This is a genomic window from Agarivorans sp. Z349TD_8 (genome assembly GCF_050870825.2).
GTDB lineage: Bacteria > Pseudomonadota > Gammaproteobacteria > Enterobacterales > Celerinatantimonadaceae > Agarivorans.
Window position 1 is genome coordinate 2494122 of sequence record NZ_CP194037.2, and the last position, 20199, is coordinate 2514320.

Below are 20199 nucleotides of genomic sequence, written 5' to 3' on the forward strand. Positions count from 1 at the left end.
TTATTCGGCATAAGCATCGAATTTCAGTGTTACAATTTTGTTGACAGCGAATATTTGAATGTTTATGTTGTTATTGGCTCTGGATATATCTCTTTTAAATCTTGAGATTTGTACATACATAAACAAATGACAAACTGTACAGGGAAGAAAACATGTTAAAAAACACACATATTAAAGCCGCTGTGGCAGCTGTTGCTTTAGCATTCGCTGCTAATGCGAGTGCTGCTGATAGCATATTAGACAGTGTTAAAAGTAAAGGATTTTTGCAGTGTGGTGTAAGCACCGGCTTACCTGGATTCTCTAATCCAGATGCAACTGGTAATTGGCAAGGCTTAGATGTAGACGTTTGTCGTGCAGTTGCTGCCGCAGTACTAGGCGACGCATCTAAAGTGAAGTACACACCTTTAACTGCGAAAGAACGTTTTACTGCGCTTCAATCCGGCGAAATCGATATCCTTTCACGAAACACAACTTGGACTCTGACTCGAGATAGTTCTCTAGGTCTTAACTTTGCTGGTGTGAACTACTATGATGGTCAAGGCTTCATGGTCAGTAAGCAACTAGGTGTATCAAGTGCGAAAGAGCTTGATGGCGCCGCGGTTTGTATCCAATCTGGTACAACGACTGAATTGAACTTAGCGGATTACTTCCGCGAGCATGGCATGAAATACACTCCTGTTGTGTTTGATACTTCTGACCAAACCGTTAAAGGGTTTGAAGCTGGCCGCTGTGACGTATTAACTTCTGACCAATCACAATTATATGCATTACGTATTAAGTTAGCTAAACCTGATAGCGCAATGGTACTACCTGAGATCATTTCTAAAGAGCCTCTAGGCCCAGTGGTTCGTCAAGGTGATGACCAATGGTTGAATATTGTTAAGTGGTCATTATTTGCAATGGTCAATGCCGAAGAGTATGGATTAACTTCAACCAACGCTGATGACATGTTGAAATCAACTAATCCTAACGTTCGTCGTATCTTAGGACTAGAAGGTCCAAAAGGTAAAGGCTTGGGTTTAGATGACAAATGGGGTTATAACATCGTCAAGCAAGTAGGTAGCTACGGTGAGTCATTTGAAAGAAACGTAGGTTCAGGTTCTCCGTTAGGCATCGCTCGTGGCGTGAACGCGCTATGGAGCAAAGGTGGTTTCCAATACGCGCCGCCAATTCGTTAATATCATCGTAATAACTTAGAGCAGGCCTAGCCTGCTCTCTTTTCATTTAACTTCCACACTAGGTTGATTTATATGGCTGCTCATCCTTCTACCAAGGATAACTCAGCAAACAGTCTTCGTAAGATCTGGTTTGATCCCAACGTAAGAGCGCTAGTTTTCCAAATTATTGTTGTAATTGGTGTAATCGGATTTTTTTATTACATTATTAGCAATGCTCTTTTTAATTTAGAGCAACGTGGTATTACAACCGGTTTTGGTTTTCTAAACCAAACCGCTGGTTTTGGTATTATTCAAACCCTAATTGAATACGACGAAAGCCACTCTTTTGGTGATACTTTCATTGTTGGTTTGCTCAATACTATTCTTATTTCAGTTCTCGGGATAATTTTTGCAACGATATTGGGCTTTATTATGGGGGTCGCTCGACTTTCGAATAATTGGCTCATCGCAAAAGTTGCGACTGTTTATATTGAGACACTACGTAACATTCCTTTATTACTTCAGATCTTTTTTTGGTATTTTGCGGTTTTACGTGCATTACCAAGTCCGAAACAGAGTATTAACGTCGGCGACGCTCTATTTTTAAATGTCCGTGGTTTATATTTACCCTCGCCAATAATGGAAGCTGGATCCAATGTTGTTGTCATCAGCTTCATGATTGCTGTGATTGGATGTTTCTTGATGGCCCGATGGGCTAAAAAGCGTCAGGTGTTAACCGGACAACCCTTTCCTACCCTATTGGTATCTTTAGCCGTTATCGTATTGGTTCCTTTAGTGGTTTTCTTTGCGATGGGGGCCCCTATAGGCTTGGATTACCCCGCATTAAAAGGTTTTAATTTCCGCGGTGGGATGGTCGTGATTCCTGAGCTGGCGGCCTTATTAGTGGCACTTACATTTTACACTGCTACTTTTATCGCAGAGATCGTTCGCTCCGGTATATTAGCAGTCAGTAAAGGGCAAAGTGAGGCAGCAGAGTCTTTGGGGCTCACTAGAACTCAGGCGCTTAAATTGGTTATTATCCCGCAAGCCATGCGGGTGATTATTCCACCCTTAACTAGTCAATATCTAAACTTAGCCAAGAACTCCTCTTTGGCAACGGCAATTGGTTATCCAGATTTAGTATCGGTTTTTATGGGAACGACTCTCAACCAAACGGGTCAAGCGATTGAAGTGATTGCGTTAACGATGGCAGTGTATTTAACCATCAGTATTACCACGTCTTTCCTCATGAATCTGTACAACAAAAAAATGGCTTTAGTGGAGCGTTAATATGTCAGAACATCAATTTAAACCTGATCTTGCTCCACCAAATATGAGTGTTGGATTTATCGGTTGGTTCAAGAAAAATCTATTCTCTTCTTGGGGGAATACGATATTAACCTTGCTTATTGCTTACATCATCATACCGCCGATTATATCTGCATTTCAGTGGGTGGTTATCGATGCGGATTGGATAGGTAATAGCCGTGAAGCTTGTACCAGTGATGGTGCGTGCTGGGTATTCGTAGCAGATCGCTTTTCACAGTTAATCTACGGTTTTTATCCGCATGCCGAACGCTGGCGGGTAAATATTGTTTTTGTTAGCTTTTTATTATTAATCGCCGCATTGGTTTATGAAAAAACGCCACACAAGCCTAAAATTGCGATTTTTACTTTAGTGATTTATCCGGTGATCGTGTTTTTCTTACTTATCGGTGATTCATTTGGTTTACCTAAAGTAGAAACCCATCAATGGGGTGGCTTAATGCTAACTTTAGTATTAGCCATTACTGGTATCGTTGCGGCATTACCATTTGGCATTTTACTTGCTTTAGGTCGCCGTTCACATATGCCTATCGTACGGAGTTTTTGTACGATATATATTGAGTTCTGGCGAGCAGTACCATTGATTACCGTATTATTTATGGCCTCTGTGATGCTCCCTCTATTTGTTGGTTCAGAAGTTGACTTCAACAAATTGTTAAGAGCAATTATCGGTATTATTTTGTTCCAATCTGCTTATATGGCAGAGGTTATTCGTGGTGGCTTACAAGCAATTCCGAAAGGTCAGTACGAAGCGGGAGAAGCACTTTGCTTAACTTATTGGCAGTCAATGGGCTTGGTGATTTTGCCGCAAGCGCTAAAAATTACAATTCCTTCGATTGTGAATACCTTTATTTCCTTATTCAAAGACACTAGCTTAGTGTTAATTGTTGGTTTATTCGATTTACTAGCCATTGGGCAGTCAGCATTAGCCGATCCGGCTTGGTTAGGCTTCTCAAGCGAAATGTATGTATTTATAGCGTTTGTATTTTGGGTGTTCTGTTTCAGTATGTCTAGGTATTCAATTTACCTCGAGAAGAAACTACACACAGGACATTAATAAGGAAGTTTGAAATGAATTCAAATCAAAATAGCCCTGAAGTGGTCATTCAATTAAAGGGAATGAACAAATGGTACGGGGAGTTTCACGTATTAAAGGACTTAGATCTTACCGTCACGAAAGGCGAAAAGATCGTTATTTGTGGTCCTTCTGGTTCAGGTAAATCAACGATGATCCGTTGTATTAACCGCTTAGAAGAACATCAGAAAGGCGACATCATCGTCAATGGTACTGAACTATTGAGCGATCTGAAAAGCATCGAAATGGTACGTAGCGATGTTGGTATGTGTTTTCAGCACTTTAATCTGTTCCCTCACCTAACGGTATTACAAAATTGCTGTTTAGCGCCAATTTGGGTAAAGAAAATACCAAAAGCTGAAGCTGAAGCCACTGCCATGAAGTACTTAGAAAGGGTCAAGATCCCCGAGCAAGCCGATAAATTTCCAGGACAATTGTCCGGAGGCCAACAGCAGCGTGTAGCAATTGCCAGAAGCTTATGTATGAATCCATCGATTATGCTGTTTGATGAACCCACCTCAGCGCTTGATCCAGAAATGGTCCGAGAAGTGCTCGATGTGATGGTGGAATTGGCAGATGAAGGTATGACCATGTTGTGTGTAACGCATGAAATGGGTTTTGCAAAGCAAGTTGCAGACCGAGTTATCTTTATGGATCGGGGGGAGATTATTGAAGAAAACGAACCAGTTCAATTTTTCGAAAACCCGCAATCCGATAGAACCAAGTTATTCTTGAGCCAAATTTTAAATCACTAACCATCGTTAGAATCATTTGGATAAAAAAAGGAAGCCATCTGGCTTCCTTTTTTATTACGGTTAAAATCTATTTCGGTTCAGCGTTCTCTACCCGGCTCTTGAGCTTTTGCCCAGGACGAAAGGTGACTACTCGACGCGCAGAAATGGGGATATCTTCACCAGTTTTGGGGTTACGACCAGGGCGTTGATTTTTCTCCCTAAGATCAAAGTTCCCAAAACCTGAAATTTTGACTTGCTCCCCATTTTCCAAAGCGACCCGTATTTCTTCAAAAAATGCTTCTACAACTTCTTTAGACTCTCTTTTGCTAAAGCCTAAGTTTTCAAATAAATTTTCTGCCAGGTCAGCTTTAGTTAATGCCATAACTAGTCCCTCAAGGATGCGTCAAACTCGGTACGTAACGCCTCTACAATAATATCAACTGTAGCGGCAATCTCTTTTTCTTCAAGGGTACGGCCCTGCTCCTGCAAAGTTAAGCTAATCGCTATACTCTGCATATTGTCTGCAATACCTTTCCCTTTGTATACATCGAATAAGTTTACGCCAACTAATTGATTTCCGCCAACTTTCTTAATGCAATTTAATAAATCACCTGCTTGAACGTTTTGCGATACCAATAAAGCTAAGTCTCGGCGGTTTGCTGGAAACTTCGAAACGGGCTTTGCTTCGGGCAAACGGCGTAAGCTTACAGCGTTCATTTCAAGCTCAAACAAGAATACTTTTCCGCTGAGACCAAAGGCTTTTAGATGTTGTGGATGAAGCGCGCCTACATAACCAATCACCTCCCCTTGATAGATTACTTTTGCCGATTGTCCTGGATGCAATGCGGGGTGACTTCCCACAGCAAAGCTAAAGGCATCGTCGTTAGCGCTTAATTGTAATAAGGCTTGTACATCGCCTTTGATATCGAAAAAATCCAGTTCACGATCACTGACATTCCAAGCTTCTTGGTTTGCATTACCACAGATAACCCCTGCGATCATGGGTGTTTGCTTCACTCCATTCTCGCTATTTTCATCTGGTACAAAGCGTAAGCCAGACTCAAAAACTCTTACCCTCGTCTGTTGACGTTTCTGGTTGTAGGATAGGGTATCGAGTAATCCGGTCCATAAACTTAAACGCATTGCTGACATCTCAACCGAAATTGGATGCGGTAAAATCATAGCCTGCTGTTCTGGGTGAAGTAGTTGTTGTCGTTTAGGGTCGACAAAGCTATAAGTAATTGCTTCTTGGTAACCACGCGCACAAAGTAACTGTCGTAACTTAGCGCTGGGTAAAATGTTTTCTTGGTGTTGAGCGGTCGTTAATGAGGCTTTAGGCGACAGATTCGGGATATTATTATATCCATAAATACGTGCGACTTCCTCGATCAAATCTTCCTCAATATCCATATCAAAACGGTAGCTTGGTGCTAAGGCTTGCCAACCCTGCTCAGTTGCTTCCACCGTCATACCTAAGCGGGTTAAAATGTCGGTCACATTAGACTTTTCAAATGGATAACCAATCACTTTCTCTAAACGAGCATGACGTAAGGTGATATTGGATGACGTTGGTAGTTGCTTTAAGTCTCCGGATTCAAGTACAGGGCCGACTTGTCCCCCACATATTTCAACTAACAGTTGGGTGGCTCGTTCCATCGCTTGGTTTTGTAATTCAAAATCAACGCCGCGTTCGTAGCGATGAGAAGAATCAGTGTGCAAACCATATTGACGGGCACGCCCAGTGATCGCTAGTTTGCTGAAAAAGGCACATTCCAAGAAGATATCTTGGCTAGCATTAGTGACACCAGTGGCTAAACCACCAAAGATACCCGCCATGGCAATAGGCCCACTTTGGTCACAGATTGCCAGTGTATTTTCTTGTAACTCAACTTCATTACCATCTAGAAGCACTAGTTTTTCGTTTGCTTTGGCTAAGCGAACTTCAATACTCCCCTGCAGTTTCGCAAGATCGAAGGCGTGCATCGGCTGGCCTTGTTCAAGCAATACGTAGTTGGTGACATCAACAACAGGGTCAATTGAACGAACGCCACTACGGCGTAAACGCTCTTGCATCCATAACGGTGTAGTCGCTTGCACATTCACACCTTTAATGACCCGACCTAAGTAGCGAGGGCACTCTTGGGTTGCAAGCACATTGACAGCAAACGTATCGTCGATGGTCACCGCAGCATCAACCCATTGAGGTGTGACTACATCAATTTGATTTAACACGCCAACTTCACGAGCTAAGCCGCGTAGGCTAAGACAATCAGCACGATTGGGGGTTAAATCAACTTCAATCGCTACATCATCTAACTGTAGGTAGTCGCGTAAATCGGTGCCAATTGGCGCATCACTTGGCAGTTCCATGATGCCATCAGACTCATCACTAATGCCTAACTCACTATAGGCACATAACATACCGTGAGAAGCTTGGCCGCGAAGCTTAGCTTTTTTAATTTTAAAGTCGCCAGGCAGTACAGCACCAACCATCGCCACGGCAACTTTTAAGCCTTGGCGGCAATTCGGCGCACCACAAACGATATCGAGTAATTCGTTTTGACCGACATTTATTTTGGTTACCCGTAGTTTGTCCGCATCTGGATGTTGGCCACATTCGACAACTTCACCAATCACAACACCACTAAATTCGGCAGCGACGGGCTCAATACCGTCAACTTCTAGCCCTGCCATAGTAATTTGTTCTGCTAGTTGTTCTCGGGTAATTGCAGGGTTAACCCACTCTCTTAGCCAGGATTCACTAAATTTCATATCAATTAACCCTTAATTGAATTGTTTTAAGAAGCGTAAGTCATTTTCGAAAAATGAACGCAAATCGTTAACGCCGTAACGCAACATGGTTAAGCGCTCCACCCCAATCCCAAAGGCAAAACCTGTGTATTCCTCAGGGTCAATATTTACCGAGCGAAGTACATTCGGATGTACCATGCCGCAACCTAGAATTTCCAACCAACCATTTTTTCCGAGTACATCAACTTCTGCGGAAGTTTCGGTAAAAGGAAAGTAAGATGGTCGGAAGCGCACTTGTAGGTCGTCTTCAAAGAAGTTTTGTAAGAAATCGTATAAAACGCCTTTTAGTTCGGTAAAGTTAACATTTTTGTCAACCATTAAGCCTTCGACCTGATGAAACATCGGTGTATGTGTCTGATCGTAATCATTTCGATACACCCGACCTGGAGAAATTATGCGTATTGGCGGCTTCTCTGTCTCCATCGTGCGAATTTGCACCCCAGAAGTTTGAGTTCGCAATACTAAATTAGGATTAAAGTAAAAGGTATCATGGTCGGCGCGAGCGGGATGATGCTCGGGGATATTTAGGGCATCAAAGTTATGGAAGCCATCTTCAATTTCTGGCCCTGATTTGACTTGAAAACCGAGTTCACCAAAGAAGGTCTGAATACGTTCAATGGTACGTGTCACGGGGTGTAAGCCCCCCAGCTCATCGGTGCGACCCGGTAAGGTTACATCGACGGTTTCCGAAGCGAGCTTGGCATTAAGCTCTTGTTGTACCAAGGCTTCGCGTTTTTCATTTAACGCATCTTGGATAAGCTGTTTGGCTTGGTTAATAAGTTGCCCCGCCTGCGGACGTTCTTCTGGCGATAATTTGCCAAGTCCTTGCAGTTGTTTGGTCATTAACCCTTTTTTACCTAAGTATTCCACGCGAACAGCGTCAAGTTCATTCATCGCTGAAGCTGCATCAATGTGAGTCTTAGCCTGATTGATTAGCGCATCAAGATCTAGCATGATTTCCTCATATTCCCCCAAGGGAAAGGCTGATTTTTTAGTTTTAAATAAGACCGGAAATAGTACTTTAATGAACCGCTTATAGCTAGACTTGTTCCCGGAAAAAGGCTGGATGTTAGTGATTTTTATATATAAAAAAAGGGAGCCTAGGCTCCCATTTCAAACATTAGCGACGCTTATAAAGCAGCTTTTGCTTTTTCTACCAACACTGTGAAGGCTGCTTTATCAAAAACAGCAATATCAGCTAGGATCTTACGATCGATTTCGATAGATGCTTTTTTAAGTCCGTTAATCAAACGGCTGTAAGACAAACCATTTTGACGAGACGCAGCATTAATTCGTGCAATCCATAATTGACGGAATTGACGTTTACGCTGACGACGGTCACGGTAAGCATATTGACCTGCTTTAGTTACCGCTTGGAAGGCTACGCGATAAACACGTGAACGTGCTCCGTAGTAACCTTTGGCTTGCTTTAAGACTTTCTTATGACGTGCACGTGCTTGTACACCGCGTTTAACTCTGGCCATTCTTAACTTCCTCTAAACTTATGCGTACGGCAACATGCGAACAATTGATGCAACATCAGATGCAGCAATCATACCCTTCGGACGAAGGTGACGTTTAACCTTAGTACGGCGCTTAGTCAGGATGTGACGAAGACCAGCTTGTTTGTATTTAAAACCACCAGAAGCAGTTTTCTTAAAGCGCTTCGCAGCACCTTTGTTTGATTTCATTTTTGGCATTTACATGCACTCCGCATTGCAATATGAACAACATATAGTTAAAGGCGAACAAAAACAGCTTACTTATAAAGTAAGCTGCTTGTTACTTGTGAGCCTCAACTACTTCTTTTTAGGGCCTAACACCATCACAGCTTGGCGACCTTCCATTTTTGGAAAAGCTTCCACAACTGCAATCTCTTCTAAATCCGCTTTAATACGGTTTAGTAGATCAAAGCCTAAGCTTTGGTGTGCCATTTCACGACCACGGAAACGTAGCGTTACTTTAGCTTTGTTACCCTCGCTTAGAAAACGAATCAGGTTGCGTAGTTTTACCTGATAGTCGCCTTCATCAGTTCCAGGTCGGAATTTAATTTCCTTAACCTGAACCTGTATTTGCTTTTTCTTCTGCTCTTTAACAGATTTACTCTTTTCGTAAATGAACTTACCGTAGTCCATGACCCGACAAACAGGTGGTTCAGCATTCGGACTAATTTCAACTAAATCTACGCCTGATTCTTCGGCGGTGTTTAGCGCTTCATCCAAACTCACAATGCCAATGGCTTCGCCATCTAAGCCCGTAAGGCGTACTTCTTGTGCTTGAATTTCTTCATTTATCTTGTGTGCTCTTGCAGCTTGTTGCTGACCACGTCTTCCGGTTTTTATAATTTATACCTCAATACAATTATTATCACGATTGGCAATTTCTTGTTTTATCTGTTGAATAAAATCATCAACAGCAAATTTACCAAGATCATCACCCTTACGAGTTCTAACCGCAACCTCATTGCTGGCGACTTCTTGATCACCGACGACTAGCAAGTATGGTATACGCTTTAGAGTATGTTCGCGGATTTTAAAGCCTATCTTCTCATTTCTCAAGTCCGCAATGGCTCTAATACCCTGTTTATTTAATTTTTTTACAACTTTATGGACAAAATCAGCCTGTTTGTCAGTAATATTCATCACCACGACCTGTCTTGGCGCTAACCAAGTTGGGAAGAAGCCCGAATACTCTTCGGTTAAAATGCCAATAAAGCGCTCTAAAGATCCTAAAATGGCGCGGTGAATCATCACCGGCACATGGCGTTCGTTATCTTCTCCAACAAAAGAAGCGGATAAACGACCCGGCATAGAGAAATCTAGCTGTACAGTACCACATTGCCACGCTCTGTCTAAGCAATCATGCAATGTAAATTCAATTTTAGGTCCGTAGAAAGCTCCTTCTCCTGGTAAATAGGAGAATTCAATCCCTTTCGAGCTCAATGCATCGGCCAAAGCTTTTTCCGATTTATCCCATGTTTCGTCATCACCAACGCGTTGTTCTGGGCGAGTTGACAGTTTTACTTCAATTTCTTCAAAACCAAAGGTTTTATAAGTCTCGTAAACCATGTCGATACATGAAGACACTTCATCTTGAATTTGATCTTCTGTACAGAAAATGTGCGCATCATCTTGGGTGAAGCCACGAACGCGCATCAAGCCATGCAGAGAACCAGATGGCTCGTTTCGGTGACACGAACCAAATTCAGCCATCCGCAATGGTAAATCGCGGTAGGACTTTAATCCTTGGTTGAAAATTTGAATATGCCCCGGACAGTTCATCGGCTTCACCGCATATTCGCGGTTTTCCGACTGGGTGGTAAACATCGCATCGGCATACTTATCCCAGTGGCCCGACTTTTCCCACATGCTGCGGTCCATGATTTGAGGCGCTTTAACTTCCTGGTATTGGTATTTAGTGAGCTGCTCACGCACATAGCTTTCCAGCTGACGGAAGATTGTCCAACCAGAATCATGCCAGAACACCATGCCGGGTGCTTCTTCCTGCATGTGGTATAAATCTAATTGTTTACCGATTTTACGATGGTCTCGCTTCGCCGCTTCTTCCAAACGTTTTAAGTAAGCTGCCAATTGTTTTTTATCTGCCCAAGCGGTGCCGTAGACCCGTTGCAGCATTTTATTTTTGCTATCACCACGCCAATAAGCACCCGCAACCTTCATCAGTTTAAAATGCTGACAAAATTTCATGTTTGGAACATGTGGCCCACGGCACATATCAACATATTCTTCATGATGGTATAAACCCGGTGTGGCGGCGCTATCGATGCCCTCGATAATCTCCAGTTTATAGGGTTCTTCACGTTCGACGAACACTGCTTTTGCATCGGCTAAGGGGACGGTCTTTTTAATGACATCGTAATTGGTTTTTGCTAAAGCCTTCATTCGTTTCTCAAGATTATCGATATCTTCTTGAGTGAGTGAATGATCTAAATCGACGTCATAATAAAAGCCGTTATCAATCGTCGGCCCAATCGCCATTTTGGTGTTCGGCCAAAGCTGCTTGATCGCGTGACCTAAAAGGTGCGCACAAGAGTGGCGAATGATCTCTAAACCATCCTCATCTTTCGCGGTAATAATCGCAACTTTTGCATCATGGTGAATCAACTCGCAGGCATCGACTCGGTTTCCATCTACTCGGCCAGCGATACAGGCTTTGGCCAAACCAGGGCCAATATCTGCGGCGATGTCCATAGTAGATACAGCATTTTCGAATTGACGTTGACTACCGTCGGGGAGAGTTATAACTGGCATATTTATCCTTGCTTTTACAGTGGTGATGCCTACTAAACATCACGTGTCTCGTCGATAAAATAAGTGCATTGAGGCACTAAAAAGAGAGCAATATTAATGCGCTGGGCGAATAACTTCAATAGCGGAAGTTTTATTGACCGAATTGCTCGTTGTTCATAGCGGTTTGCGCCATACTTAAATCGTGGACATATGGAGTGATTGCCATGAAAAACTATGTTGAAAAAATGATTAGCTGTCCAAACTGTGGTCACCATACCCCATTAGTGTTAGATGCGAGCAATGGTGACCAAGATTATTATGAAGATTGCCGCGTTTGTTGTTATACCATCCACTGTAGACTGTCAGTTGATGAACAAAACAGCAAAATTGTCGCTTATATCGACGCCGACGACGAGCAAATTTTTTAGTTTAGCCAGCGTTTAATATCACCGTTGCTCATGAGATGCTTCAGGGTATCAATCACCGTCTGAGTGCTACTGTCTATCTCGATATTCACCAGGTCATTAACTTTTTTATCACCAAGCGTGGTGGTTCTTAAAGTTTCAGGTATGAGGTGTAGCCAGAATCCTGATTCACTTAACTGCCCGACCGTTAGGCTTGCCCCGTCTACGCAGATAAATCCTTTGTAGATGACGTAATCTTGCCACTGCTTATCGAGCGCGAGGTGTATGGCTAGGTTGTTCTCACTGCTTCGTTTTTCTTGGATGCGTGCGGTTGTATGGATATGACCCGAGACGAGATGACCACCAATTTCGTCCCCCACCTTTGCCGCCCGTTCAATATTCACAAAATCTCCTTCGTGAATCAGCTCTAAATTTGTTAAACTCAGCGTTTCTTGAATCAAGTCAAATTGAACGCCCTGCTCGCTGATAGCAACAACGGTTAAACAAGTGCCATTAATTGCTACACTAGCGCCAATACTTAAGCCCTCGGTCTCTCCTAAATCGACCCAAAGTTGCATAAGCCCGGGTGATCTTTTAACGCTGATTATTTTTTTCTTACTCTGAACTATTCCGGTGAACATGAAGTATTTTATCCTCGGTTTTAAGCAACGCTTTGCTAAAGAATGTTTTGCTATTTTAAGACTTGCGGGGCCAATTGTCGTGGCCCAATTAACAATTACTGGTATGGGGTTTGTTGATACGTTGATGGCTGGTTCGGTGAGTCCAACCGATTTAGCAGCGGTTGCCGTTGCGTCCAGCTTCTTTAACCCAGTGATCTTATTGTTGCAAGGGATCCTCATGGCAGTCACGCCCTTAGTCGCTTATCAAGTGGGTGCAAAACAAGCGCATCGAGGGGGCATGATATTTCAGCAAGCGGTGGTTATCTCCTTAGGCTTAACCGTTATTGGATGGCTGATCCTTTGGTTTGCACCGAGCGTATTTAAATTGATGGATGTCGATCCTAAGCTCGTGGGTTTAACCCAACAATATCTGTTATTTGTGAGTTTTGGGCTACCTGCTTTTGCCGTCTATCAAGTGCTTAGAGGGGTGAACGAAGCCTGTTCGAATATAAAAGCCATCATGGTTATTGGAATTTTGGGACTATTGGTAAACATCCCGGTTAATTATATTTTTATTAACGGTTTATTGGGTTTACCTAAATTAGGCGGAGCGGGTTGCGGTGTCGCCACTGCAATTGTTAACTGGTTTATGGTTATTGCCATGATCATTTATGTGTTTAGAAGTCAGACCCTCGAGAAACTTCATTTATTTGAAGCTAAGCTCACCATTGACTGGCCAACCATCTCGAGAATTTTTAAATTGGGCTTGCCTATAGGCTGTGCGATATTTTTTGAAGTGACCTTGTTTTCAATGATTGCATTATTACTATCGCCTTTGGGTGCAGATATTGTGGCTGCTCATCAAATTGCGCTTAACTTTACCTCAATGGTGTTTATGTTGCCCTTAAGTATCGCGATTGCGCTAACCATTCGTGTCGGCAACTACATGGGCGAGAAATCTTATGATAAGGCGCAAATTAGTGCCTATAGCGGCATTATATTGTCGGTAATAGCAACCGTATTTATCGCATCTGCTACCATTTTGTTCAGACTCGAAATTATTAGTTGGTATACCGATAACGCAACCGTTGCAGCGATTGCTGCACCGCTATTTTTACTTGCTGCGACTTATCAGCTATCAGACTCATTGCAAGTATGCTGTGCAGGTGCCTTAAGAGGTTATCAAGACACTCGCTTTATCTTGTTGGTGACTCTTATTAGCTTCTGGCCAATTGGCTTAGGTATTGGTTCGTTGTTAACCTTTACCAATACCTTTACCGAGCACCCAATGGGTGTACAAGGTTTTTGGATTGCGATTGTGATTGCCTTAACGGCATGTGCGATAGGCCTACTTGCTCGCTTGGTTTGGGCATCGAATAATCCAGGGCGACTCTATCTCATCAATAAGGAAGCATGAGCCTTAGGCAATGCTTAAAAATACTAGCAGCTACTTTATTGCTGCTAGCAGCCATTGCATTGGTTCACGATGGGTTGCTCCCCCGCAGCGACAAGTTATTTAATGATTACCGACAACGTTTACAACGGGTACTCAATATTAAGATTGGCGTTGTGAACCCACATCAACTTGGGCAAGGCACCATTATATGGCGAAATTACCATCTCACTGAGCCAGACTTAAGGCTTTCCTTTGTGGATAGCTTTAAGTTGAATCGCTGCGGTTTGCAACAGACCGTTTTCCAGAAAAACTCCAGTTTAGGCAAACAAGCCAGTGCTGTGTATAAATTGATTTGGCATTCTCAAATTATATTTGGTTTAGCTCGTTGTTCAAATAACGCGGATATCGACCCTAAGTTTTCTTTAGTTCTAAATCGCCTGCTGAGCCGAAAGCTGCAAGCTAGCGCGATTTATTGGCATAATTTCTTAGTGGATGAGATAAGCCTAAGGCAATTATGGACTCGGCGAGATCGTTTATCCCAGACGCCTAGCGGAGCCTATCGCAAATTAGCTGAGCGAATCAAGCACCTGGCGAGTTACCAAACGGTATTGCAAAATGGGGCTGCGCTAGATGAAGCCGCTTTACTTTTACAGCTAAAACAACTTGATCAAAGCCCTAGCATATTCAGCTTATTTAGCGAATTAAATCGGGCCACCATTTGGTTAAAATCTATTTCCGAATCCTTAAAGCATGCTGAATTTCGCTGTGTTTCTTCGAATCAACAACAATACAAGATCTTAGATAATGTGCTAAATAAGGTGTACATGGCGAAAGTACAGCGCTATCTAGCCGAACTCGACCAAAGTGCAAGTGTGGTGAATATTGCCCTCGCCCAACTGTATCATGCTCCCTCCTTCACAACACTAATCAGCAAGACGCAATTGATTCAGCAAAGGTTTCATCAAGCAAATAGACAACACGTTATTCAATGGCAGGAAATTATTGCGAGTTGCACTGCAACTTGAAGCGGAAGCGAAGACCTTGTTGAGTTGAATTGACGAGTAGAACGAAAAATCAGCAAAAAAGCGTCCCTTGCCTTTTGGTTGATTAATGATTAAGCATACAGTTCGCATATTCGCGAACAGCAGTTGACGGACGCATTAACTTGCAGTACCTTTCACGCCGTAGTTTGTTCACAAGCACAATACAACCGTAGCTCAGTTGGTTAGAGCACCACCTTGACATGGTGGGGGTCGGTGGTTCGAATCCACTCGGTTGTACCAAAATATTCGCGTAGCTCAGTTGGTTAGAGCGCTACCTTGACATGGTAGAGGTCGGTGGTTCAAATCCACTCGCGAATACCATCTGACTCCCCCCAGTCAGATAATTTAGATTTCCCGTAGTGATTATTTAGCCTTGGAATTTGCCTGTATGTATATGGTGGATTAAAACCTCGCTAAGTTATTTGTTTGGCTTTTATAGTGCACGCCCCATGAGTAAGCTAAAACCTTTATCGCATATAAGCCAATCACCTCTCCGGATTTGTGTTGATAAGAAGCAGCGGCTTTACTTGATTAATCAGGAAAGATCACCTTGTTCCAAGCGGGAAATGGAATATTATTCGGATTCAGTCGCCATGGTAAGGCTCTGGTTTTTTGCTTGATGATCTTACAGTAGAGGCTCAAATCGATGGTTCGATAGCCTTTGGCTAATTTAAAATGTTCCTGTTTTGCCTCCAGTTCCATCCATACGGTATCTCGCCCTGCGACTAACTGACAACGGATAGGCTGGTCAACATTAGAAGTTATGGTCACTTTAAGTTGGTCGTTTTGTAACATGGTGGTCATCGACCCAGGATAGGCAAAACTGATGTTTGGCCAAATGAGGGCAACACTAAAAGCAGTCGCCCAGCACAGTCGAACCACGGTTGAGTGCCACATCTTATTCCCCCCGTTTTTTAAACCATTTCGCCAAATAGTTACCGGTATTTCTCAACTCTCCTAGCGTTTTGGCATGGGCGTTAAAGTTGGCAGATTTGGGCACCGCTATCCGTTGTGAAGAATAGATCCCCGTATGCCCACTAAAATAGTAGGCAACAAAACAGGCGACCGCAAAATACATCAAGTGTTCTGAGCCAAATAACTCGACCCCCATGATGGTACAAGCTAAAGGCGTATTGGTGGCTGCGGCAAATACCGCAATAAATCCAATCGCGGCGAACAAATCAATTGGAGCCCCCATTAGCCAAGCAAGCGTATTGCCTAAGGTCGCACCAATGAAAAATAGTGGTGTAACTTCGCCACCCTTAAAGCCGGCAGCAAGGGTGATAGCGGTAAGCAATAATTTTAACATCCAGCTGTACCATTCAGCGCCACCTGGACTAAAAGCGCTAATGATGCTGACTCCGCCTTCGCGATAGCTATTCACGCCCAAGCCAACATAATCTTGATTACCTATCAGAGTCACTAAAACAATCACAATAATGCCTCCCATCACAGCGATGAGATAAGGGTTTTTAAAGACAAATTTAAAAATGTCTTTAAACATAAACACCATTTCGCCAAACAAATATCCGACCAAACCAAAGGCCATTGAGGCAACCACAACTTTCGCTAATAACAGCAGATCAATATGAACTATATGATGAAATAACATCACCTGTTCTAAAAAATCGACTTTATATTGAGTGTGTGGTGTGCCCCAGGCGGTACAAACCAAGTCAGCTAAAATTGCGGCAAATAGTGCTGGGATAACGGAGTCGAAGCGGATCCGACCCACTGCCAATACTTCTAGAGCAAAGATAGTGGCGGCTAAAGGAGTACTAAATAAAGCAGAAAAACCGGCAGCGACACCGGCAGCGAGAAAGACTTGATAGTCTCGCCCTTGTAACTTAAATAATCGACCATAAGCCGCACTGCAAGCGCCACCAATTTGTATTGCGGTACCCTCGCGTCCGGCAGAGCCACCAAACAGGTGGGTAACGACCGTAGAAAGTAAAACTAAGGGGGCCATCCGCGCAGGGATCCCAGCACCTGGTTGATGAATTTCATCGATAATGAGATTGTTTCCCGATTCCGAGTTTTTACCAAACCGTCGGTAGATAAATACCACCACTAAGCCAGCAATTGGCAAAAAGTATAATAAGTAAGGCTGGTCGGCTCTAGTTCGGCTCGCAAAGTCCAACAGCCACAAAAACAAGGCATTCAGAGACCCAACTACTAAGGCCATTGGAATTAACAATAATAGCCAACGACATAATACAAATAAGGTACTGGGGCTATTTTGAACGGGGTTTGGCATGTAGCTTCCTTAAAACTCTAGCTGCTATGGGTGTGGCGTGGTTCATTTTGGGTTAGAGATAACGTATTTTAATCGCGGCGTGTGGTGCAGCTTAGCATTCTAAGTAAATACCTCGCAATCATCCCGTGAGTTAAGCAAGCGAATAAGCTCACTCTAGGCGACTATTGTGATGAAAATAACCAAGACTTAACGCTGCTTTAACTCATTCTCTACAGCATTGCGATAGGATTTATCAACCCTAAAAAAAGCGAACCAAATGGTTCGCTTAATGAGAATGACTGGCAGCAGTATATAATGCTGAGATGCGCTACTCGGCAGCGGCTTGAAACAACTGGGTAAACTTAGCCATGCCCTCGTCAACAATTTCGTCTTCAATGGTAAGCGCAGGTAAGAAACGAAGCACATTTCCGTAGTAACCACATGCAAGCAAGATCAAACCAAACTCGGCTGCTTTAGCAATGAGCTTTTGTGTCAGACTGGTGTTGGCCAACTCTGGATCGCCATCACAGATCAGTTCTAAAGCGATCATCGCCCCAGAGATACGAATTTCACCAATTAACTGAGGATAGTCAGCTTTCAATTGCATCAAGTGTTCATTAAAACGCAGACCAATCATTTGCGCACGACTAACTAGCTGTTGTTGTTCAATTTGTTCCAGAACCGCCAAGCCTGCTGCACAAGCAACGGGAGAACCACCATAAGTCCCGCCTAAACCGCCAGGTAAAGGTGCATCCATGATATGGCTCTTACCAACCACTGCAGAAAGCGGGAAACCGCCAGCAATGCCCTTGGCCATGGTGATGAGATCCGGTTCAATGCCGCTATCTTCACAACAGAACATCTTACCGGTACGACCAAAGCCAGTTTGAATTTCATCCAAAATTAAGACGATGCCATGCTCATCACAAAGCGCTCTTAATGATTGCAATAAAGCATGAGGCGCAGGATAGAAACCTCCCTCGCCTTGTATTGGTTCGATAATGATAGCCGCCACGTCTTGTGGGCCAATATCTACCTTAAACAGATTTTCCAGCGCTTTTAAAGTGTCTTCGGTGGTCACTCCATGGGCAGCCATCGGAAAAGGCACATGATAGATATCGCCAGCGAAAGGACCAAATAGATGTTTATATGGCGTAATTTTACCGGTCAGCGCCATTGTGAGATTGGTTCTTCCGTGGAAACCGCCGTTAAAGGCAATCACGCCACGACGTCCGGTAGATGCCCGAGCAATTTTGACTGCATTTTCTACTGCTTCAGCACCAGTGGTGACAAAAATCGCTTTTTTCTCACTCTCGCCAGGAGCAATTTCGACTAACTTTTCGGCTAAGGCGACAGCACTTTCATAGGGATTCACCATCACGCAAGTATGACTGAACCTATCCAGTTGTTGTTTCACTGCAGCGACTACCGCCGGATTCGAATGACCGGTATTACATACCGCGATCCCGGTGGCAAAATCAATGTAGCGATTGCCTTCTACATCCCAGACTTCGGCGTTAAGTGCCTTATCGACAAACACTGGATAGGCGTTACCTTGACCCCGAGCGAATACCGCTTGTTTTCTTTGTTGTAGTAATTGATTAGACATTGCTGAGTTCCTCTAAACTAGGCGTTTAAGCCACCTAAACACAAATATTTAATTTCCATGTAATCGTCTAAGCCGTAATGCGAGCCTTCGCGTCCGTTACCGGACTGTTTAACCCCCCCAAAAGGAGCCGCAGCATTAGAAATAATCCCCTCATTGACGCCGACCATGCCATATTCAAGCGCTTCGCCAACACGCCAAACGCGACCAATATCTCGTGTATAAAAATACGCCGCTAAACCATATTCGGTATCATTAGCCAGTGCGATTGCTTGTGCTTCATCTTCAAACATAATTAAGGGCGCGACTGGGCCGAAAATTTCATTCGCGGCAATCGGCATGTCATTACTAACATGAGTCATAATTGTTGGACTATAAAATTGTTTTCCGGCTGGATGCTCTTCACCGCCACACAGGATCTTGGCACCAAGCGCAACCGAGTCAGTCACCAGTTTGTGTACTTCTTGTTTCGCTTGTTCACTGATCATTGGACCGATGACAGCTGCTTCACTCAAGCCATCAGCAACCTTCAGTTGACTTAAAGCCTGGGCCAATTTCTCGCTAAAGGCCTGATAAACACCTTTTTGTACCAAGAATCGATTGGCGCACACACAGGTTTGCCCTGCATTACGGTATTTTGACGCAAGAGCACCTTGAATAGCAGCATCTAAATCTGCGTCATCAAATACAATGAAGGGGGCATTACCTCCTAGTTCCATCGATACTTTTTTCACCGTACTGGCACATTGTGCGATCAGTTGTTTACCCACCGCGGTTGAACCAGTAAAGGTGAATTTGGCAACATCTGGACTTTCGGTTAGCACCCGCCCCATACCGCGCGCATCTTCACCAACCACCACGTTAAATACACCTTTGGGGATACCTGCTCGGTCGGCTAATTCGGCCATAGCCAGCGCTGATAAAGGCGTGAGTTGGGCAGGACGAACCACAAAGGTACAACCCGCCGCCAGTGCCGCAGCCGCCTTACGAGCAATCATTGCATTTGGAAAGTTCCATGGAGTGACCGCCGCCACAACTCCAACCGCCTGTTTGATCACGACAATCCGTTTATCTGACGCGGGGCCGGGTATCACGTCTCCATAACAACGTTTACCTTCTTCGGCGAACCAATCAATGTACGAAGCGCCATAGGCTATTTCACCTTTGGCTTCGGCCAAAGGTTTACCCTGTTCAAGGGTTAAAATAGCGGCAAGATCGTCTTGATGCTCCAACATCAGCTGATACCAGCTACGTAATAGTTTTGCTCGCTCAGCAGCTGCCATATTAGACCAAGCTTTAAAGGCAGCCTTGGCGGCAGCAATCGCACTCTCCACGCCTTGAATTCCAGCATCGTCTACTTGAGCTATTGCTTGTTGATTGGCCGGGTTATATACAGAAAACTGCTGTTCGCTAGCCATCCATTGGCCGTTAATGTAAGACTGATGACGAACTAATTGTTGGTCGATGATTCTATCCATGGCTCTGGCCTCATGTACGAAGTTGAAATAACAATTTAGCGTTATTGAATACCAAGTAAAAAC

Annotated in this window: 19 protein-coding genes and 2 tRNA genes; 9 read left to right on the forward strand and 12 right to left on the reverse strand. The window is 43.7% G+C overall.

Features of this window, described 5'->3' with window-relative positions:
* Positions 1–152 precede the first annotated feature (152 nt).
* The 4 genes from ACRRS1_RS11315 to ACRRS1_RS11330 all read left to right on the forward strand — a co-directional run bounded on the left by ACRRS1_RS11315 (position 153) and on the right by ACRRS1_RS11330 (position 4313).
* Entirely contained in the window at positions 153–1178 is a 1026-nt protein-coding gene (locus ACRRS1_RS11315; RefSeq protein ID WP_432453080.1) for an amino acid ABC transporter substrate-binding protein, read from the forward strand.
* 72 nt (positions 1179–1250) lie between these two features.
* Complete coding sequence (locus ACRRS1_RS11320; RefSeq protein ID WP_432467812.1) at positions 1251–2447, forward strand: amino acid ABC transporter permease; 1197 nt, start codon at positions 1251–1253, stop codon at positions 2445–2447.
* 1 nt (position 2448) lies between these two features.
* The gene (locus ACRRS1_RS11325) at positions 2449–3540 is read left to right on the forward strand and encodes an amino acid ABC transporter permease (protein WP_432453078.1); all 1092 of its coding nucleotides are present in this window, start codon (positions 2449–2451) and stop codon (positions 3538–3540) included.
* Positions 3541–3554: 14 nt separating this feature from the next.
* The gene (locus tag ACRRS1_RS11330; protein WP_432453077.1) at positions 3555–4313 is read left to right on the forward strand and encodes an amino acid ABC transporter ATP-binding protein; all 759 of its coding nucleotides are present in this window, start codon (positions 3555–3557) and stop codon (positions 4311–4313) included.
* 67 nt (positions 4314–4380) lie between these two features.
* On the opposite strand, the gene ihfA is transcribed toward ACRRS1_RS11330, so the two are convergent.
* The 7 genes from ihfA to thrS all read right to left on the reverse strand — a co-directional run bounded on the left by ihfA (position 4381) and on the right by thrS (position 11374).
* Positions 4381–4674, reverse strand: coding sequence for an integration host factor subunit alpha (gene ihfA / locus ACRRS1_RS11335; protein ID WP_432453075.1), 294 nt, complete (start codon positions 4672–4674; stop codon positions 4381–4383).
* 2 nt (positions 4675–4676) lie between these two features.
* The gene (gene pheT, locus ACRRS1_RS11340) at positions 4677–7064 is read right to left on the reverse strand and encodes a phenylalanine--tRNA ligase subunit beta (protein WP_432467811.1); all 2388 of its coding nucleotides are present in this window, start codon (positions 7062–7064) and stop codon (positions 4677–4679) included.
* A gap of 12 nt (positions 7065–7076) precedes the next feature.
* Positions 7077–8057, reverse strand: coding sequence for a phenylalanine--tRNA ligase subunit alpha (gene pheS / locus ACRRS1_RS11345; protein ID WP_432453073.1), 981 nt, complete (start codon positions 8055–8057; stop codon positions 7077–7079).
* A gap of 176 nt (positions 8058–8233) precedes the next feature.
* Complete coding sequence (gene rplT, locus ACRRS1_RS11350; RefSeq protein ID WP_432453072.1) at positions 8234–8587, reverse strand: 50S ribosomal protein L20; 354 nt, start codon at positions 8585–8587, stop codon at positions 8234–8236.
* 18 nt (positions 8588–8605) lie between these two features.
* Positions 8606–8803 (reverse strand): 50S ribosomal protein L35, encoded by a 198-nt coding sequence (gene rpmI, locus ACRRS1_RS11355; RefSeq protein ID WP_016401507.1) that lies wholly within the window; start codon positions 8801–8803, stop codon positions 8606–8608.
* A 99-nt stretch (positions 8804–8902) separates the two neighbouring features.
* Positions 8903–9445 carry a translation initiation factor IF-3 gene (infC, locus tag ACRRS1_RS11360; RefSeq protein ID WP_432456180.1) on the reverse strand — a complete coding sequence of 181 codons (543 nt, stop codon included), beginning with the start codon at positions 9443–9445 and terminating at the stop codon, positions 8903–8905.
* A gap of 3 nt (positions 9446–9448) precedes the next feature.
* Entirely contained in the window at positions 9449–11374 is a 1926-nt protein-coding gene (gene thrS, locus ACRRS1_RS11365) for a threonine--tRNA ligase (RefSeq protein ID WP_432453071.1), read from the reverse strand.
* A gap of 203 nt (positions 11375–11577) precedes the next feature.
* Here thrS and ACRRS1_RS11370 point away from each other — a divergent pair, with 203 nt between their 5' ends.
* Positions 11578–11781 (forward strand): CPXCG motif-containing cysteine-rich protein, encoded by a 204-nt coding sequence (locus ACRRS1_RS11370; RefSeq protein ID WP_432453070.1) that lies wholly within the window; start codon positions 11578–11580, stop codon positions 11779–11781.
* On the opposite strand, the gene ACRRS1_RS11375 is transcribed toward ACRRS1_RS11370, so the two are convergent.
* Positions 11778–12398, reverse strand: a complete 621-nt coding sequence (locus tag ACRRS1_RS11375; protein ID WP_432453069.1) for a riboflavin synthase subunit alpha — start codon at positions 12396–12398, stop codon at positions 11778–11780. The genes ACRRS1_RS11370 and ACRRS1_RS11375 overlap by 4 nt on opposite strands.
* On the opposite strand from ACRRS1_RS11375, the gene ACRRS1_RS11380 reads away from it, so the two are divergent.
* From ACRRS1_RS11380 to ACRRS1_RS11395, 4 genes are all read left to right on the forward strand, one after another.
* Positions 12397–13794 carry an MATE family efflux transporter gene (locus ACRRS1_RS11380; RefSeq protein WP_432453068.1) on the forward strand — a complete coding sequence of 466 codons (1398 nt, stop codon included), beginning with the start codon at positions 12397–12399 and terminating at the stop codon, positions 13792–13794. The two genes, ACRRS1_RS11375 and ACRRS1_RS11380, sit on opposite strands and share 2 nt — an antisense overlap.
* Positions 13791–14798: a DUF3080 family protein gene (locus ACRRS1_RS11385; RefSeq protein ID WP_432459423.1), complete on the forward strand. Its 1008-nt coding sequence runs from the start codon at positions 13791–13793 to the stop codon at positions 14796–14798. The genes ACRRS1_RS11380 and ACRRS1_RS11385 overlap by 4 nt, the downstream gene beginning before the upstream one ends.
* A 181-nt stretch (positions 14799–14979) precedes the next feature.
* A tRNA-Val gene (locus ACRRS1_RS11390) sits at positions 14980–15056 on the forward strand.
* A gap of 4 nt (positions 15057–15060) precedes the next feature.
* Positions 15061–15137: transfer RNA gene (locus ACRRS1_RS11395), tRNA-Val, on the forward strand.
* A gap of 210 nt (positions 15138–15347) precedes the next feature.
* Here ACRRS1_RS11395 and ACRRS1_RS11400 read toward each other — a convergent pair.
* The 4 genes from ACRRS1_RS11400 to ACRRS1_RS11415 form a co-directional block, all read right to left on the reverse strand.
* On the reverse strand, positions 15348–15713 hold the full coding sequence (locus tag ACRRS1_RS11400; RefSeq protein WP_432453065.1) for a hypothetical protein: 366 nt from the start codon (positions 15711–15713) through the stop codon (positions 15348–15350).
* Between the two features lies 1 nt (position 15714).
* Positions 15715–17073: a voltage-gated chloride channel family protein gene (locus tag ACRRS1_RS11405; RefSeq protein ID WP_432453064.1), complete on the reverse strand. Its 1359-nt coding sequence runs from the start codon at positions 17071–17073 to the stop codon at positions 15715–15717.
* Between the two features lie 307 nt (positions 17074–17380).
* Positions 17381–18661: a 4-aminobutyrate--2-oxoglutarate transaminase gene (gene gabT, locus ACRRS1_RS11410; protein ID WP_432453062.1), complete on the reverse strand. Its 1281-nt coding sequence runs from the start codon at positions 18659–18661 to the stop codon at positions 17381–17383.
* A 17-nt stretch (positions 18662–18678) separates the two neighbouring features.
* Positions 18679–20136, reverse strand: coding sequence for an NAD-dependent succinate-semialdehyde dehydrogenase (locus ACRRS1_RS11415; protein ID WP_432467810.1), 1458 nt, complete (start codon positions 20134–20136; stop codon positions 18679–18681).
* Positions 20137–20199: the final 63 nt, after the last annotated feature.

Bases quoted from the DNA above. Each gene is read 5' to 3' on its own strand.
- ACRRS1_RS11370 (WP_432453070.1), top strand. From the start codon at position 11,578: ATGAAAAACTATGTTGAAAAAATGATTAGCTGTCCAAACTGTGGTCAC.
- ACRRS1_RS11320 (WP_432467812.1), top strand. From the start codon at position 1,251: ATGGCTGCTCATCCTTCTACCAAGGATAACTCAGCAAACAGTCTTCGT.
- rplT (WP_432453072.1), bottom strand. From the start codon at position 8,587: ATGGCCAGAGTTAAACGCGGTGTACAAGCACGTGCACGTCATAAGAAA.
- rpmI (WP_016401507.1), bottom strand. From the start codon at position 8,803: ATGCCAAAAATGAAATCAAACAAAGGTGCTGCGAAGCGCTTTAAGAAA.
- ACRRS1_RS11400 (WP_432453065.1), bottom strand. From the start codon at position 15,713: ATGTGGCACTCAACCGTGGTTCGACTGTGCTGGGCGACTGCTTTTAGT.
- ACRRS1_RS11415 (WP_432467810.1), bottom strand. From the start codon at position 20,136: ATGGATAGAATCATCGACCAACAATTAGTTCGTCATCAGTCTTACATT.
- thrS (WP_432453071.1), bottom strand. From the start codon at position 11,374: ATGCCAGTTATAACTCTCCCCGACGGTAGTCAACGTCAATTCGAAAAT.
- pheT (WP_432467811.1), bottom strand. From the start codon at position 7,064: ATGAAATTTAGTGAATCCTGGCTAAGAGAGTGGGTTAACCCTGCAATT.
- ACRRS1_RS11405 (WP_432453064.1), bottom strand. From the start codon at position 17,073: ATGCCAAACCCCGTTCAAAATAGCCCCAGTACCTTATTTGTATTATGT.
- ACRRS1_RS11330 (WP_432453077.1), top strand. From the start codon at position 3,555: ATGAATTCAAATCAAAATAGCCCTGAAGTGGTCATTCAATTAAAGGGA.
- ACRRS1_RS11325 (WP_432453078.1), top strand. From the start codon at position 2,449: ATGTCAGAACATCAATTTAAACCTGATCTTGCTCCACCAAATATGAGT.
- pheS (WP_432453073.1), bottom strand. From the start codon at position 8,057: ATGCTAGATCTTGATGCGCTAATCAATCAGGCTAAGACTCACATTGAT.
- ACRRS1_RS11315 (WP_432453080.1), top strand. From the start codon at position 153: ATGTTAAAAAACACACATATTAAAGCCGCTGTGGCAGCTGTTGCTTTA.
- ihfA (WP_432453075.1), bottom strand. From the start codon at position 4,674: ATGGCATTAACTAAAGCTGACCTGGCAGAAAATTTATTTGAAAACTTA.
- ACRRS1_RS11385 (WP_432459423.1), top strand. From the start codon at position 13,791: ATGAGCCTTAGGCAATGCTTAAAAATACTAGCAGCTACTTTATTGCTG.
- ACRRS1_RS11380 (WP_432453068.1), top strand. From the start codon at position 12,397: ATGAAGTATTTTATCCTCGGTTTTAAGCAACGCTTTGCTAAAGAATGT.
- gabT (WP_432453062.1), bottom strand. From the start codon at position 18,661: ATGTCTAATCAATTACTACAACAAAGAAAACAAGCGGTATTCGCTCGG.
- ACRRS1_RS11375 (WP_432453069.1), bottom strand. From the start codon at position 12,398: ATGTTCACCGGAATAGTTCAGAGTAAGAAAAAAATAATCAGCGTTAAA.